Below are 15,505 nucleotides of genomic sequence, written 5' to 3'. Positions count from 1 at the left end.
CGCCATGGCATCCACCGAGCTCCCGTCCCTCGGGCCACAGCGAGAGGCGAGAACAGTCGCCGCGGCCCTCGCGGTAACGGCGCTGCTCAATTGCTTGCTCCGCGAGACGGCCCGCCCGGGCCCGGAATCCGGGACATTCGTTCTGGCCACGACCGGCCGGGTGCTGCGAGCCCGCGGCAAGCGCTTCCCCACTGACGCGGAGCTCCGCACGCCCGATGGCTGGCGGCCGGTGTCGCTGGACGACCTGGTCACGCTGGCGGCGGCGGAACTACGCGCGAGCACCGGGGTGGACAACGATGTGCTGCCCGCCGAGATCGCCCACAGCCGGGACGTCGCGGCCGCGCTGTTGGCCGCCAGAGGGGCCGCCGCGCCGCCCGCGGACCCGTACGTGCGCTCCGAGCAGGCCCTCGTCGCCGGTCATCGCTACCACCCTGCGCCGAAGGCCCGCGGTGGCGCGGGTCCGGAGGAATGGCTGCGGTACGCGCCGGAGGCGCATGCGAGCTTCGCCCTGCCGCTGCTCGGAGTGCCCGCCGAGGCACTGGTCGAGGAAGGGGATGCGAGCGCGCTCGATCGGCTCGGCCCGCCCCCGGGCGACGGCTTGGCGCTGCTTCCCGCTCACCCCTGGCAGGTGGAGCTGCGCGGCGGCCTGCGCGGCGGGCGGCTGCGCCACTTGGGCGCGACGGCGACCGTGGCCGTGCCGACCGCCTCGATCCGCACGGTCTACCTGCCGGAGCTCGACCTGTTCTGCAAGTTCAGCCTGGATGTGCGGATCACGAACGACGTTCGCCGCCTGTGGCTGCGCGACCTGCGCCGGCTGCGCGCGGTCGCCGACCTGGTCGACGGGGCTTTCGACGGCCTGCCGGAGCATGTGCCCCGCCCCGCCGTGCTGCGCGACCGCGGCTATCGCAGTGCCGAGCTGGGCGGGGACGGAGGCGAGGCACTGGCCGTGATCGTTCGGGACGGGCTGCGCGAGCACGTGCGCCCAGGGCTGACCGCGCTGATGGCGGCGGGGATCAGCGAGGGCTTCCCCGGCAACCCGCTGGACGGGCTGGACGAGGACCGGTCGCTGCTGTGGTGGGAGCGCTACCTGGAGCACCTGGTGCCGCCGGTCTTGCATGCGTACCTGCGCCACGGGATCGTGCTCGAATGCCACCTGCAGAATGTGCTCGTCGCGGTGGACGAGCACGGCCTGCCCGCCCAGGCGCTCTACCGCGATCATGAAGGCGTCAGGATCGTCGCGGAGCGGCATCCCGAGGGCCCGCGCTCGGGCCTGGTGAGCCGGTCCTACGGCTGGGAGCGGCTGGTCTACTGCCTGGTGACCAACAACCTCTGCGAGCTCGCCGGGGCGGTCGCCGAACGCCATCCGCGGCTGTGGGATGAGTTGTGGGCGCGGGCGAGGGCCGTGTTCAAAGGCGCCGGGCGGGATCACGGCGATCCTGAGGAAGTGCGGACGCTGCTCTCCAGCACGCACATTCCGGCGAAGGCCAATCTGCTGCTGCGCTGGACGGACGCCGCGGGAGAGGCGATGCGCTGCGTGCCCGTCCCAAATCCGTTGAGACTCTTTACGGCATGAGCTGTTCTCCGCTCAGGTCAGCGGTCGCGGTGCGGCCAGGGGGAGGCGTGCGCGCACCGCCTGCGGCAGCAGGCAGAGGGCTACCGAACAGCGCACGCGCTAAACATCGGGCGGCAGGAGTCGCTCGGGCAACGATTTCACGCGGCCGATGATGGCGGTGGTCGAGCGGTCGGGAAGGTAGCCGAGCACGCGTACCTCGCCGCCCAGCGCGCGCACCAGCGGCGCCTCCTGCAACATCTCCGGCGTGTAGTCGCCGCCTTTGACGTACAGCTCGGGCCGGATCATTCTGAGCAGCCGCTCCGGGGTGTCCTCGTCGAACTCGACCACGTAGTCCACGTCGTTCAGCGCGGCGAGCACGGACATGCGGTCCTCACACGGGTTGACCGGCCGTCCCGGGCCCTTCAACCGGGCCACGCCGGCGTCGCTGTTGACCGCCACCACCAGCACGTCGCCGAGCCGCCCCGCCTGCTCCAGATAGGTCACGTGCCCCCGGTGCAGCACGTCGAAGCAGCCGTTGGTGAACACGACCCGCTCGCCCCTGCGCCGGTGCTCGTCCAGCAGCTGGGCCAGCCGCTCGGGAGTCTGCACCGCGCCCTCGCGGCGGCGCAGGGCACGCAGCAGGTCGTGCCGGGTGCAGATGGCCGTGCCCGAGCGGCGTACGACGACGCCGGCCGCGGCCTGGCCCGCCTGCGCCGCCTCCTCGGGCGACGCGCCGCCCGCCAGCCAGAGTGCGAACGCCGCGGTGTAGGTGTCGCCCGCCCCCGTGGCCATGTGCTGAGGCGCGGGCTGCGCGTAGGTCCGGTACGGCGGGCAGCCGCTCCTGTGCAGCAACGTGCCCTCGCCGTCCAGCGTGGTCACCACGATCTCGGCGCCGGTCAGCTCCAGCAGCCGGTCGCTGCGCGCCATCAGGTAGGCCGGCCGGTCCTCCTCGCCGTCCTCGTCGCCCATCAGGCGTACGACCTCGGCGTAGTTCGGCAGCACTGCGGCCGGCGCGCACTCCCGCCACGGCGCCACCGCGTGCGCGTCCACCACCAGCAGGGCGACCCGGGCGAGCGCACGGCGCACGGAGGGCGTGCACACGCCGCCCCCGTAGTCGCAGGCCACCACCACGTCCGCCCGGCGCACGGCCGCCGTCACCCGCCGCAGCAGCTCCTGCTGGGCCTCTGCAGGGAGCCCGTCGTGGTCCTCCTCGTCGTAGCGGGCCGTGAGCTGGCCGCTGGCGACCAGCCGCCGCTTGTGCGCGGTACGCCGCCCGGGCACGGTCACCAGATCCGTCTCCACGCCGAGCAGGCGCAACAACTGCACCAGCTCGTCTCCGGGCGGGTCGTCGCCCACGACGCCGACGAGCCGGACGCGGGCCCCGAGCGCCACGAGGTTGGCCGCCGTGTTGGCGGCCCCGCCCGGCGCGTTCTCGGTCGCCTCCAGACTCATCACGGGCACCGGCGCCTCCTGGGCCAGCCGTTTCGCCGACCCGAGCAGCCACGAGTCCAGCATGACGTCGCCCACCACCACGGCGTTGACGGTCTCCTCGTTCGCGGTGCCCATGAGGAGCGAGTACCTGGGAAAGCTGTGCTCAAACCAGGTGGTCGCCTCTTATGCCAGGTTATGGGGGGTACGACCTGGGGTAGCCGGGCGGCTATGCATACGGAGCTGGTCGACGGCGTGGAGCGGATCGCGGTGCTGCGGGCCAATGCGATCGGCGACTACCTGCTGGCCGTGCCGGCGCTGGAGGCGCTCAAGCGGGCCTACCCCGGCGCCCGGTTGACCCTGCTCGGCACCGCCTGGCACGCCGAGTTCCTCACCGGGCGGCCAGGGCCTGTGGACGACGTGGTGGAGCTGCCGCCGATCTCAGGGGTCTCGACGGCGGAGCCCGGGCACACGGTGCCGGAGGAGGTGTGCGAGCGGCTGCGGGAGCGCGGGTTCGACCTGGCGGTGCAGATCCACGGCGGCGGCCGGTTCTCCAACCCGTTCATCCGGCGGCTCGGGGCGCGGGTGACGGCCGGGCTGCGGGCGCCGGATGCCGAGGGGCTCGACCGCTGGGTGCCGTACTCGGACTTCCACCACGAGACCCTGCGCTTCCTGCAGGTCGCCGCGCTGGTCGGCGGAGTCGCGGACGGGCTGGAGCCGCGTCTGGCGGTCACCGGCGAGGACCGGGACGAGCTGGCCCGCGCGTTCGGTGAACCGCCGCCGGGCCTGGTCGCCGTGCACCCGGGCGCGAACGATCCGCGCCGCCGGTGGCCGGTGGAGCGCTTCGCCGAGGTCGCCGACCTGCTGGACCGGCCCGTCGTCGTCACGGGCGCCGGCGAGGAACGGGATCTGGCCGAGGGCGTCGTGGCAGCCATGAGTCGTCCGGCGACCTCCGCTGCGGGCACGCTCAGCCTCGGCGGCCTGGCCGCGCTGTACGAACGCTGCGACCTGTTGATCGCCAACGACACCGGCCCCCGCCACCTGGCGGCCGCCGTCGGCACGCCCACGGTCGCCGTCTACTGGATCGTCAACCTCATCAACGCCGGGCCGATCTCCCGGACCAGGCACCGGCCGCTGATCTCGTGGACCACGACGTGCCCGGTGTGCGGCGCCAGTGGCGTGGACTTGCGGGCCGAGCGCTGCCCGCACGACCTGTCGTGGGTGACCGACGTGTCCGTGGGCAGTGTGATGGAGCAGGTCAGGGACCTGCTCACGGTTGAGGGGAGATGTGGACATGACTGACCATGTGGTGCTGGACGAGCTGCGGCAGGCCATCGACGAGGCGTTCGGCGGACGCGACCGGGTGTCTATCCGTGAGGTGTACGCGGCCGCCTCCGAGCACCTGAACCTGCCTGCCGACGTGCTCGCCTACCTCAACGAGCTGCCCGAGGGGGCCTACGACAGGCAGGAGGTGACCGAGGCGATCAACGAGGTCATCCGGCGCCGGGGCGAACAGGAGAGTCTGGGGTTGCTGGATTCTCCGGACTCAGGCGCATAGCGGGACGGCGGCGCGGCGTCTGAGAGGGTGACGTCAAGCCCTGGAGGTGATCGTGGACGCCGCGGACGAGCAACGTTTCCGCGAGTTCGTCGCCGCGCGTTCTCCCGCACTGATGCGGCTCGGGTTCCTGCTCACCGGTGGTGACCAGCACGCGGCCGAGGACCTGGTGCAGAGCGCGCTGGCGAAGCTGGCGACCAAGTGGCGGCGTGTGGAGGCGCCGGAGGCGTACGCCAAGCGGATCATGTACCGGCAGCAGATCAGCCGGTGGCGGGCGGTCGGGCGGCGCGGCGAGGTGGTCCAGGCGAGCCTGCCCGAGTCGGCGGACCGGGACCTCAACCACCAGAGCGAGTTACGCATGGTGCTGCGGTCCGCGCTTGCCAGGCTGACCGCGCGGCAGCGCGCGGTGCTGGTGTTGCGGTATTTCGAGGACCTGCCCGAGAAGGACATCGCGCGGACGCTCGGCTGCTCCGTCGGCACGGTCAGGAGCACCGCGCACAGGTCCCTGGCGCGCCTGCGCCAAATCGCCCCCGAGCTGGCACAGGAACTGGAGGTGGCCCGGTGACTCGACTGCTTCGCGACACGCTGCACGAGTGGGCCGACGAGACCCGCGTCCCGCACGACCTGGCCGACCGGGCGCTACGGAGGCGCGCCTGGAAGCCTGCGGGCGCGGCCGTGTTGGTGATGGCGCTGGTGGCCGCCGTCGCGGTGTTCGTCACCGGACAGCGCGCACCCGAGGTGACGGTACGCCCCGCCGACGGCGTCACGCTCCCGGCCCGGCCCTCGCCGGCGCCGACCGATGTGCGGGCCGACACCGAGCACAGCCCGCCGACCGGGTTCATCGCCACCGGCCGGCTGGCTGTTTCCGCGTACTACACCTACCATCGCGAGCCGGTCGCGGACGGATGGGAGCGCGTGGGGCGGACGTGGTCGCTTTATGACCCGCGCACCGACGGCTACGAAGAGACCTCCTGGGTCTGGGTGGACGCCGCTCCCGGCCTGCAGGTCGCGGCCGTGTTGGAAGGGGATCTGCTCGGCAAACGGCTGGGCATCCTCGACATGAACACCAGGCAGATCCTGAAGTGGTTCGACCTGGAGCATGCGGCGGCGGCCGTCTCCTGGTCCCCCGACGGCACCAAGGTCGTCGCCACCACCTACTCCGGCTACCCGGACATCGCGCCGACGGAGAACGAGAGCGTGGGTCCGGTCCCTGCCAGCGGCGCCCGCACCGGCTACTACATCCTCGACGTCGCGGCCGGCACGGCCGATTACCACCAGCTGGCGCCGATGCCCGACGACGGGAGCCCGTTCAACATGAACGGCCGCCAGGACCTCGGCTGGACGCTGGACGGCGCCATGCTGTGGGCGCCCACCAGCACCACACCGGACCGGGTGTACTACAGCCTCGACGGCCGGCCCCGCGACGCGCCCGAGGGCCAGCAGTACGTGGGCTACTCGTCCCACTCGGCCATCTCGCCCAACGGCCGCCTCGTGCTCGGCCCCGACGGCCTGCCCACCATGATCACCGACCGCGAGACCGGCCGGATCGTCGGCCGCCAGAACGTGCTGCAACTGCACGCCTGGGCCGACGACGACAACGCGCTCGCGCTCGGTTGCGCCGGCTCGTGCGAGAACGAGTTCAACAACGGCCTGGTCCTGGTGAGCGTCGACGGGAAGCGGATGACCCAGCTTGCCGCCAACCGGGACAGCAACAAGGACGACGCCTGGCGCTGGGTGCTGACACCTCGCTAGGCTTATTTTTGACCGATCGTTCTCGATAGTGTTAGCGTTGCCGCCGTGGCACGGAGCAAGGAGTTCGACCCCGAGATCGCGCTGGAGAAGGCGCTCGAGCTGTTCTGGGAGCGCGGCTACGAGGCGACGTCGATGGCGGACCTCGTGGCGCACCTCGGCGTCGCGCGGGCCAGCATCTACGGGACCTTCGGCGGCAAACGGGAGCTTTACCTGAAGGCGCTGGAGCTCTACCTGGCCCGCCGCGACGTGGTGGCGCCGCTGTCCCAACCGGGTCCTGCGCTGCCCGCGCTGCGTGCGTTCCTCGACTCCTACGTCGCGGAATGCCTGGCCGACGAGGTGCGGCGGGGCTGCATGGTGGTGAACACGGCCGTCGAGTTCGCCTCCCGCGACCCCGCGGTGTCCCGCAAGGTGGCGGCGAGCTGGACGGGGCTGGAGACCGCGCTGGCCTCCATCCTGATCAGGGCCGGCGCTCAGGGCGAGATCCCGGCGGACAAGGACCCGCACGCGCTCGCTCGGTTCCTGCTCGTGCTGCTGCAGGGTGTCAAGGTGCTCGGCCGGGCCGACCCGGACCCGCGCCGGCTGCGTGACGCGGTTGACCAGGCCATGGCGGCCGTCCAAATATGAGAACGATTGGTATGGAATTGAAGAGATTCGAGGGCAAGGTCGCGCTGGTCACCGGGGCAACCGGAGTCGTGGGCGGGGCGGTCGCGCAGGCGTACGCGAAGGAGGGCGCGGCCGTGCTCGTCGCCGGGCGCGACGCCGGGCGGCTGGCCGCGGTCGTGAAGGGCATCGAGACGGACGGCGGGCAGGCGAGTGCCTTCGGAGTGGACGTCACGCGGTCGGCCGAGGTCGCCGCCATGGTGGCCGCCGCCGTCTCCCGCTACGGCGGTCTGGACGTCGCCTGCAACGCAGCCGGGATCTTCGGCATGCTGGCGCCCGTGGCCGACTACGACGAGGACGTCTGGGACCAGGTGCTCGCCGTGAACCTGACGGGCGTGTTCCTGTCGATGAAGCACGAGATCGCCCACATGCGCGCGCACGGCGGCGGCGCCGTCGTCAACGTCGCCTCCAACCTGGGCGCGCACTGGCGCCTGCCGGGGGCCGCCGCCTACGCCGCCTCGAAGGCCGCGGTGAGCCACCTGACCCGCACCGCCGCCCGCGACCACATCGCCGACGGCGTCCGCATCAATGCCGTCAGCCCGGGTCCGATCGACTCGCCGATGTCGACTCGCCCGGGGGAGACCCGCGAGGAGCGGGACGAGCGCATGCGCGGCGCGCTGCCCATCGGCCGCGTCGCGACCCCGGAGGAGATAGCCGCCGCCGTGCTGTGGCTGTCGTCCCCGGAGTCGAGCTTCGTCGTCGGCCAGGACCACGTGATCGACGGCGGCGCCACCGCCTGACCTTCATCACAAAGCCCCGGAGAGCGGTCCGGCCGGCCGCGCGGCGCCGCGCGGCCGGCCCAGGTGCGGCTCTTGAACGCCGGTGTCCCTCAGGTACGCCACGTGACCTGGTCAAACACGGCGGTGGCCAGAGTGTCCGGGCTTCCGGACGTCACGGCGAGGCCCGCGTAGTACGGAGCATCGCCGAAAGCCGCCAGCGTGTCCTGGCCCACCGTCGTCCAGGTCGTACCGTCGCCCGACACGGAGGCAGTGAAGACCAGTCCCGTGCGCCGCAGCCGCAGCCACACCGGGGCTCCGGAGAACGACGGGCCGTTCACCGCCGGCGCGCTGCCGGCCACCTTCGTCCGCCGGATCAACTGGCACACGCCGTTTCCTCCGGCGGCCACCACCGTCCCGGCCATCAGGTCGAACGGATTGAGTGACTTCGCCATCACCACCCCGATCCGGCCGGGTTCGCCGGTCGGCCCGGTCAGCCGGGCCGTGAACTCCGCGTCCCCGGTCAGCGGCAGGTACGCGAAATGGGCGCTCGCGCCCTGCCCGTTGACGTTGAGGTCGACGCCCGCGCCACGCACGGTGAAGACCCCGTTGTCGTGGTGGGTGACCCCGGTGGTGCGGACGTACGCCACGCCGTACGTGCCGTGGAGCCGGTCGTCATAAACCACGTCGCCGAGGTCGCGGTACCCCCAGGGGTCCGGCGGGGCGGCGGCCACGGTCAGCGGGAGCGCTGCCGTTCCCGAGCCGCTCGCGTTCTCCGCCGCCAGCCGGATGGTGTGCTCTCCGGACTCAGCGGGGGTGCCAGAGAGCACACCGGTCCGGGGGTCGAGGCTCAGCCCGCTGGGCAGGCCCGTCGCCGTGAACCGTACGGGATCGCCCGTGGCGCGCACGACGAGGCGGAACGGCCGCCCGGCGGCGCCGTACGCGATCTTGGGGATGGACAGTGCGGGCGCCGCGGCCGGCTGGGGCATCCGGGCGCTCACCGGACGCGAGCGCGGCCCCGTCCCGGCCCTGTTGCCGCGCGCGACGACGTAGTGGTACGTGCGGCCGGGAACGCCGGTGGCATCCCTGAACCGGGACCGCGTGCCGAACCCGACCGGGGCGACGCCGGTGGCCAGCACCCGATAGGGGCCTCCTTCCGGTTCCCCGCGCCACACCGTGTACCGCCCGGACAGGTCGTCGTCCCGCCACGTGAGCTGGACCGCGGAGTCGTCCTCTGCCGCCTGCACCTCGCTCACGCCGCCCTGCGGCTCGGAGACCGACCAGCCGGTGCCGCCGGCCGCCGCCACCGTGACGTTGTCGAAGCAGGCCGTGCCGGTCTCCGCGTAGTCCTGCGCGACCCCCAAGCACGAGGTGAAGGCGAGCCCCACCAGGGCGTGCCGGCCCAGCGGCAGCTCGTCCGAGCCCACCGTGGTCCACTCGTGCCCGTCCGGCGAGATCTCGCCCGTGAGGAGGGATCCCTTGCGCGTGATCCGCACCCAGTAGGGCATCCGCAGCCGGTAGCCGTCACCCGCCGCCTCCACATAGGGGGATTCCAGCGGCGTCGCCGACTCGGGCAGCGGCCCGAGCTCGGAGATCGGGAAACCGGCGTTCACCGTGATCGTCGAGCGCTGTGACGGCGGCACGGGGATGGAGCCGGAGCCCCGCGTGGCGCCGCCGGGCGTGGCCCGTACCGTCCACACCCCGCTCCAGGCGTGCAGCGGCAGACCCTGGAGCAGCATCGCCGCGTGCGGCGCGCCCGCGTCGAGCGAGCCGCGCACCATGACGCCCACCTGGGAGTACTGCGAGCTGAGCGGGTACACGACCCGGGCGGTGACGGCGCCGTCCGCCGCCAGCGGCAGCCAGGCGAAGCGGAAGGAGTCGGCGTCCCCGGCGATTCCCGCGCCGCCCGCCTCCATGGTCATGCGCTCACCGTCGTATCCGGTCCGGCCCTTCGGCCGGGTCTCGCCGATGTCACCGGTACGCCAGGGCGCGGGCAGTCCGGAAGCCGCCACGGCAGGCAGTGATCGAGGTCCGGCGCCTTGGCCGTCGGCCGCCGTGACCGTGTAGGCGTAGGTGCGGCCCACGCCTGCGGTGCGGTCGGTGTAAGAGGTCGCGGTGAGGCCGTCGGCGAGCCGCGTGTACGCGTCGGCGTCCGGCTCTTTCCGCCACACCGCGTAGCTCTGGGCGCCGACCACCGGCGCCCAGGCGACCTCGATCCCCGCCTCGCCGGAGGCCGCCGTCACACCGGCCGGGGCGGTGGGCGCACCGGCCGGCAGGCCCGCGCCGCGCTCCGTACCGGCGAAGGTGAGGGTCCCCCACGACGGGTGGTCGTCGTTGTAGCCCTCGACCACGCGTGTCCCGCCCTCGCCCCGGAAGATCACCTTCTCGGTGTAGGGAGCGGACTTGCCGAGGCGTCCCGCGTAGTGGGCGTACCCCATCTCCCACAGCGGCCGGAACACGGCGCGCTGCCGGTTGGAGACGGCCGTCTTGATGTACTTGCCGGTGCGGTCGAGATCGGGGGTGAACGGCACGGAGTCGTCGCCGAGGTTGTAGCGGGCGAAATACTCGAAGTTGGCGAGGATCCGGTCGTCGGCGAAGCCGAAGAGGTCCACGCCCTGCTGCCAGGCGACCTGGGCCGCGTCCGCCAGCAGGCCGACCGCGAGCTGCTCGTGGGCCTGGTCGCGGCCGGACTCCTGGCCCTGCCCGGCGGCCGTGACCACGCGGTTGAGCACGGAACCGTTGCCGGCCCCGGCCGTCGCGAACCGCATGGCGTCCTCGAACATCACCCGGTCGTCGCAGAACACCGCGATGGCGAGGATCGTACGGAGCGCGCCGAGGTCCCAGTTGCCGTTGGCGTACAGGCAGTAACTGGACACCGTCGGGTACCAGACGTCGGTGAAGGAGCGGACGCAGCGCCGCACAGACGTCTCCGGCCAGCCGTCGTAGCCGGTGTGCCGGAGGATCTCAGCGGCGTTGACCAGCTTGAACCCCTGGATTCCGGCGCCGAGCTGCCCGTCCGCGCCGGTGACGCCGGTGAGGGAGGCCGCCCAGGCGTCCAGGATGTCGCGTGCCTTGTCGGCGTGGCGTACGTCGCCGGTGATCGCCCACATCAGGGCGTTCTGGTAGGCGGCGGCCGCGTCGGCGGCGGCTTGGTTGGCGAAGTTGGTGGGGCCGCGGCCCCAGGTCGTGATCTGCCCGGTGTTCTGGACGGTGTAGGTGTGCTGGGAGCGGGCGTGGGCGGCCATCGCGGCGAAGCCTGCGGCGATCGGCTCGCGTCCGGCCGCGACCGCGGACTTCATCCGGTCCAGGTCGGTGCGGGAGTGGAGGAGGCCGGGGTGAACGAAGGCGAACGCTTCTTCCGCATTCGCTCCTTCCGCGCTCAGGGCCCACGCGGGCGTGGCGGAAACGGGCAGCAGCCCGCTCCCGGCCACGGTCGCGAGCCCCGCCGCGCTGAGGAACGACCGTCGGCTGAGGGGATGCACAGGTGTCTCCTTGCTCAGGCCGGGTGCCCGACGGTGATGGTGAGGGACTTCGTCGCCGTGCCCACGTTGTTCGTGGCCGAGACGGTGACCGTGTAGGTGCCGGGAACCTGCGGGGTTCCGGAGATCAGACCCGTGTTGTCGTCCACCGTGAGGCCCTTCGGCAGGCCCTCGGCGTTGAACGACGTCGGCAGCGCGGTCGCGGTGATCAGGTGGTTGAAGATCTGCCGCGCCGCGACCGTGGCCGCGCCCAGGCTGGTGATCTCCGGCGCGACGGTGGCCACGGGCGCGGCCGAGTCCAGGAAGCGCAGGTTCTTCACGTGCTCGTTGACGAACATCGGGACCGTGTCCTGGGTCAGGTACCAGCGGGGCTTCTGCATGGTGTCGGCGATGACCGTGCCGTTGATCGCCAGGTTCTGGAAGGTGACGTTCTTGACCGGGCGGTCCGCGTCGTAGCCGACGATGACCGACATGTTGGCGCGGGTGCCGTCGTACTTCAGGTTCCACACGTACACGTCCTCGATGCCCCGGCCTGGCGAGGAGTTGTACCGGTTGGCCATGACACGCATGTTGATCAGCTGGCCCCAGCGGAAGTCCTCCACCCGCACGTCCTGGATGCGGACGTTGCGGATCAGGTTGCTGTCGCCAGTGTTCATGGCGAAGCAGCCCTGGTAGAGGATCTGGGGCTCGCGGTGGTCGAGAACGTCGATGTTGCTGAACACGATGTTCTCGATGACCTCCGGCTTCTCGGGGTTGCCGTGCGTGCCCATGTTCACCGGGTGCGCGACGTCGGCCCAGAGGATGGAGTCCCGTACGGTGACGTTGCGCGTGTCGCCGTAGTAGTCCCAGCGGTGGGCGTAGATGGCGATGCAGTCGTCGCTGTTGCGCATGAAGACGCCTTCGATCAGGACATCCTCGCTGCTGAACACGTCGATGCCGTCGCCCCACTGGCCGCTGCTGTAGGAGCGCAGGTTGCGGACGGTGACCTGCTTGGACTGGCCGATGGTGCAGGCGTAGCCCGTGCGCGGGTTGAGCACCATGATGCCGTCGATCTCGATGTTCTTGGAGAACGCCGCCGTGATGCCGCCGTCGGCGTTCCACAGGATGCCCCGGCCGAGCAGCCGGGCGTTCTCGACCTTGTTGAACTCCACCCGGGCCCTCAGCACCGCGCCGCCGGCCAGGTAGACCGTCTTGCCGCTGGGCACCATCAGCACGTTGTTGGGCACGGTGTGCAGGCCGGGGCCGAAGTAGATGACGCCGGGGTCGTCCTGCTCGGGCCGCTGCGCCTCGATCGAGTTGGCGTGCAGCTGCAGGTTGTCGAAGATCTCGCCGTCGATCTCGATGGAGAGGTTGCGCGGCTCGCTGAGGCTGAAGCGCACAGTGTCGCCGGCTACTTCGGGCTTGACGCCGTACGACAGCGGGCGGATCCGCGCGGAGCCGATGGCACCCTTGGCCGAGGTGACCTCGACCTCCACGGTGCCGTTGAAGTCGAAGGTGGCGACCGAGGTGTTCCGGACGATGCCGGCGCCCGTCTTCTCGTTGATCGTCTTGGTCGTGCCGCGGAGGACGGGCACGGTCTGCCACTGGCCGTTCGGGGTGCGTGCCTTGACGGAGAAGCTCGCGTTGGTCGGCACCCCGTCCGGGACGGGGTACACCACCAGTCGGTCGGCGACCTCGGACCGGTCGTCCGCATGTGCGGCGCCGGCCATCGTGCCGATCACTGAGTATGCGGCGGCGGTGGCGCCCGCGGCCTGGAGGAGGGTGCGCCGGGTCAGCCCGATGCCGTGGGGGTCGGTCATTGGGGGGTCCTTCGGGTGAGGGGGCGAATCGGGATGGGAGCGTGATGTGCCGTGCCGAGGGTCGAGGGTCGGCGCAGCCTGGCATAGAAACCGATCTCCATGCCTTGCGTATCTATATCGCGGATAGCCCTCACAGGTAAACGGTTTGACCTAGATTCCCTCACAGGCTAGGTTTCGCGCCCGTGCGTGAAGCGGCAGGCACCGGTAACTGTCGCCGTCGAGCGTGGGCGGCCATGAACGGGCCTGCTGGCAGCGGCCCGGTACCTGGGCGAAGCACACCAGCACCACGATGGCAGGGGCCGCCCAGGTCAAGGCGAAGTCGTGGAGCGCCGGGACGACCCCTTTTGGTGTGGGCGGCGCGAAACTCGGAGAATTCGACTCACGGGCATGTGAGCCGGATTGGGCCGGCTGCCATGGATTGGTTGCCTGTGGTGTTGCCTGTGCCGGTGTCGGTGATTTCGACCATGACGAGGCCGGTGGTGGTGATGATGGGGACGGGTGCGGGGACCCAGGTGCCGTTGCGCATGCGTTGGTCGAGGGTGAATTCGGCGACGGTGCGGGCGTCGTCGTCGAAGCCGTCTCGGACGGTGTACCAGACTCGTTGTCCGGCCAGGCCGGATTTGGGGATGTAGACGGCCACTAAGCATTGGTGTTGGCTGCGGAGTCCGGTGGTGAATCGCCATTGGAAGGTGTTTCGGGCGTTGGCGTTCTGGGTGAGTTCGGAGAACAGGAAACTGTTTCCGCATCCTGCGCCGGTCCAGCCGGGTGCGCTGGCGTCTTTCCAGCCGTCGCGACCGGACATTCCGGTGATGCGGACAGTGCGAATGGTGTCGCGTGGGCAACTGGGTCCGGCGACCGCCGTGAAGGCAGGCGGGCGCTGATGTGGCGCGGCTGTCGGCTCCTGGGTTTCCTTGGCCTGTGTCGTTGAGCCGTCGCGGAGTGCGGCGGCCGAGACCAGCCCGGCCAGCCCGAGCGCGACCAGGATCACGCAGAGCTTCACCATACGGCGGCGACTCAGACCTGCCGGTGGGGCGTACGCGCCCGCGACACGCGGGAACACCACGGCGTCGTGGGTCTTGTCCAGGTCGGCTCTGAGGGTGAGCCATTTGCGGGTCCATTCGTCCTGGTCGCCGCCGCAGGCACCGACGTATGCCTGCGTGACGGCCAGGCTCGGCAGCCGGTCCCCTGCGGCGGCCGCGGACAGGGCCGAGGCCGAGTATCCCGCCTTGCGTTCCATCGCCCGGTAACTCGGGCTGCCCGCTGCGGCTCGAAGGTCGCGTAGCCCTTGGGCGAAGTCCTGAAGCGGGCCGGGCGGCACCGGCCGCTCCCGCCGCCCTCTTGTGGCGCTGTCGTAGTGAGTCATCGTGCCCCCTGACGTGATGAAGTGACACCTCCTATTCGGCGGTCCCCCGGCCGGTGGACGGCTTCATTTGACGAACGGACCCCGCGCGGCAGTGCGCCCGGCGGGAGCGCGGTCGATCCCGCCGGGCGCAGCGACGTGGGCTACTTGCCCTTGCCTCGCAGGCAGGTCAGGACGATGCCCTCGTTCATCAGGTAGGTGTTCTTGGTGTCACCGGCCGCGGTCTTGTGGCTGCTCATGGCCTTGGTGAGGTGTGCGAGCTCGTGGAGCAGGATGAGCGTCCGCCACTCATTGGGGTCGAGCGGCTTGCCACCGTCGTCGTTGTTGTACATCACCGGCAGCGGCTCCGACTGATGCCACTCCTGATACAGGTAGATCGTTCCGGCTGCGCCCTTGCCGTATGTGGCCTCCGCGTACGGCAGGCGTCCGTCGGGCGCGGGTGTGCCGTGCTTGGAGTACACATCGAACAGCCTGGGCGCTCTCCAGAGCGTCTCGAGAACTTCGAGGGCCGTCTTGCCGTCTGGACTGTCCAGGCCCGTGACGAACTTGTTGCACTTGGGGTAGCGCTTCAACCGGTCGAACGCGGTGTTCACGGCGTCGTGGAACTCCTTGTTGGCCGTGGCGGGGTCCGGCGGGGGCGGCGGCCGCAGCGGGGTGGGCCTGGGAGAGGGTTTGGGGGGAACCGGTTGCTGCCCGCCCAAGTCCGCCGACTCCGGGTCCGCCGACTCCGGGCTCGCCGACTCGGGGTCCAGCGACTCCGAGTCCGCCTGCCCAGGGTCTGCCGGCCCGGAGCCCAGCGACCCGGATTCGCCTGATCCCATGTCGCCGGACTCTGTGTCTCCTTGCTCGGAGTTCGTCGGCCAGTTCAGGTCGTATGCGCCGGTCTCCGACTGGCCGGGATCGCCGGCATCAGAGTCGTAGAGGCCGTTCTGCCCAGTCGAAGCGTCGTCGCCGAAGAGATCGGCGGGTTGCTCCTGGTCGCCGCCTCCGGTCACGACGTCGTTCATCCCGGCGCCGCCGCTGTCGGTGCCTTCAGACCAGGTGAGGTCCTCCCACGGCAGATCCATGAGGTCGGCGCGGGCCGAGCCCGTTACGAGGGCCCCACTCCCGGCGATCAGTGCGAGCGCTGCGACGATCGGCAGCACGCGGCGCCGAGTCTTACGCGTACGCATGTCTTGGCTTCCTTCCTGGGCGGAGTCGCCCG

Annotated in this window: 12 protein-coding genes; 7 read left to right on the top strand and 5 right to left on the bottom strand. The window is 71.1% G+C overall.

The features are described 5' to 3' along the window. The first annotated feature begins 4 nt into the window (after positions 1 to 4). Positions 5 to 1,573, top strand: coding sequence for an IucA/IucC family protein (locus ACTWPT_RS19740; RefSeq protein WP_443178887.1), 1,569 nt, complete (start codon positions 5 to 7; stop codon positions 1,571 to 1,573). Positions 1,574 to 1,672: 99 nt separating this feature from the next. Here the strand turns inward: ACTWPT_RS19740 and rfaE2 are convergent, their stop codons facing one another. Then, positions 1,673 to 3,118 carry a D-glycero-beta-D-manno-heptose 1-phosphate adenylyltransferase gene (gene rfaE2 / locus ACTWPT_RS19735; protein ID WP_443178886.1) on the bottom strand — a complete coding sequence of 482 codons (1,446 nt, stop codon included), beginning with the start codon at positions 3,116 to 3,118 and terminating at the stop codon, positions 1,673 to 1,675. A 93-nt stretch (positions 3,119 to 3,211) separates the two neighbouring features. On the opposite strand from rfaE2, the gene ACTWPT_RS19730 reads away from it, so the two are divergent. Genes ACTWPT_RS19730 through ACTWPT_RS19705 form a run of 6 tightly spaced genes read left to right on the top strand, consistent with a single transcriptional unit; the run spans position 3,212 to position 7,687 of the window. Further along, entirely contained in the window at positions 3,212 to 4,282 is a 1,071-nt protein-coding gene (locus ACTWPT_RS19730; RefSeq protein WP_443178885.1) for a glycosyltransferase family 9 protein, read from the top strand. Further along, complete coding sequence (locus ACTWPT_RS19725) at positions 4,275 to 4,538, top strand: hypothetical protein (RefSeq protein ID WP_443178884.1); 264 nt, start codon at positions 4,275 to 4,277, stop codon at positions 4,536 to 4,538. The genes ACTWPT_RS19730 and ACTWPT_RS19725 overlap by 8 nt, the downstream gene beginning before the upstream one ends. Before the next feature lie 52 nt (positions 4,539 to 4,590). Beyond that, complete coding sequence (locus ACTWPT_RS19720) at positions 4,591 to 5,100, top strand: SigE family RNA polymerase sigma factor (RefSeq protein WP_443178883.1); 510 nt, start codon at positions 4,591 to 4,593, stop codon at positions 5,098 to 5,100. Next, positions 5,097 to 6,287, top strand: a complete 1,191-nt coding sequence (locus ACTWPT_RS19715) for a hypothetical protein (RefSeq protein WP_443178882.1) — start codon at positions 5,097 to 5,099, stop codon at positions 6,285 to 6,287. Before ACTWPT_RS19720 ends, ACTWPT_RS19715 begins: the two co-directional genes overlap by 4 nt. Positions 6,288 to 6,332: 45 nt before the next feature. Next, complete coding sequence (locus tag ACTWPT_RS19710; RefSeq protein WP_443178881.1) at positions 6,333 to 6,911, top strand: TetR/AcrR family transcriptional regulator; 579 nt, start codon at positions 6,333 to 6,335, stop codon at positions 6,909 to 6,911. 11 nt (positions 6,912 to 6,922) lie between these two features. Further along, positions 6,923 to 7,687 (top strand): SDR family NAD(P)-dependent oxidoreductase, encoded by a 765-nt coding sequence (locus ACTWPT_RS19705; RefSeq protein ID WP_443178880.1) that lies wholly within the window; start codon positions 6,923 to 6,925, stop codon positions 7,685 to 7,687. Positions 7,688 to 7,776: 89 nt separating this feature from the next. Here the strand turns inward: ACTWPT_RS19705 and ACTWPT_RS19700 are convergent, their stop codons facing one another. The 4 genes from ACTWPT_RS19700 to ACTWPT_RS19685 form a co-directional block, all read right to left on the bottom strand. Beyond that, a complete protein-coding gene (locus ACTWPT_RS19700; protein WP_443178879.1) occupies positions 7,777 to 11,145 on the bottom strand; it encodes a putative Ig domain-containing protein in 3,369 nt (1,122 codons plus the stop codon). A gap of 14 nt (positions 11,146 to 11,159) precedes the next feature. Then, positions 11,160 to 12,941, bottom strand: a complete 1,782-nt coding sequence (locus tag ACTWPT_RS19695; protein WP_443178878.1) for a putative Ig domain-containing protein — start codon at positions 12,939 to 12,941, stop codon at positions 11,160 to 11,162. Positions 12,942 to 13,320: 379 nt separating this feature from the next. Continuing rightward, a complete protein-coding gene (locus ACTWPT_RS19690) occupies positions 13,321 to 14,304 on the bottom strand; it encodes a hypothetical protein (RefSeq protein WP_443178877.1) in 984 nt (327 codons plus the stop codon). 140 nt (positions 14,305 to 14,444) lie between these two features. Beyond that, positions 14,445 to 15,473 (bottom strand): hypothetical protein, encoded by a 1,029-nt coding sequence (locus ACTWPT_RS19685; protein ID WP_443178876.1) that lies wholly within the window; start codon positions 15,471 to 15,473, stop codon positions 14,445 to 14,447. Between the last annotated feature and the right edge of the window lie 32 nt (positions 15,474 to 15,505).

Source organism: Nonomuraea sp. 3N208 (assembly GCF_052245935.1).
Classification (GTDB): Bacteria; Actinomycetota; Actinomycetes; order Streptosporangiales; family Streptosporangiaceae; genus Nonomuraea.
The sequence above is the reverse complement of the archived record's forward strand: the minus strand, read 5'-3'. Positions and strand labels throughout refer to the sequence as shown.